Below are 306 nucleotides of genomic sequence, written 5' to 3'. Positions count from 1 at the left end.
CGATACCGCCTACGATACCGATGGTCTGACCGATCTTACTCGGCATGCGCGCCCCAGCTTCCCGCAAGATTTCGATGATGATTTCAATAAACATGACTTCAATGACAGGCGGAAACGGAACCTTGCTTCTCGATTCCGTCAGCACGAGGAGAAGCTGTGGCGGCAGCATCTCCGGGTGATAAGTGAGCACGGAAACGTAGCTTGATGTCAGCAAAACAGAAATAAACAAGCCGGAAAACCGGATCAACCGCAGCATCGTGGCAGTCGACCATCTGGTATAAAAATCTTCCGGGCTGTTGAACAGCT

1 protein-coding gene is annotated in these 306 nt (G+C 51.3%); it reads right to left on the bottom strand.

What is annotated here, in order from left to right:
• Positions 1–306 (bottom strand): spore germination protein (locus tag EDM56_RS30785; RefSeq protein ID WP_148040441.1); only part of this gene is annotated, 306 nt, incomplete at both ends.

The organism is Brevibacillus fluminis (genome assembly GCF_003710825.1).
GTDB classification, from domain to species: domain Bacteria; phylum Bacillota; class Bacilli; order Brevibacillales; family Brevibacillaceae; genus Brevibacillus_D; species Brevibacillus_D fluminis.
This window is presented reverse-complemented; position numbering and strand designations above follow the sequence as displayed.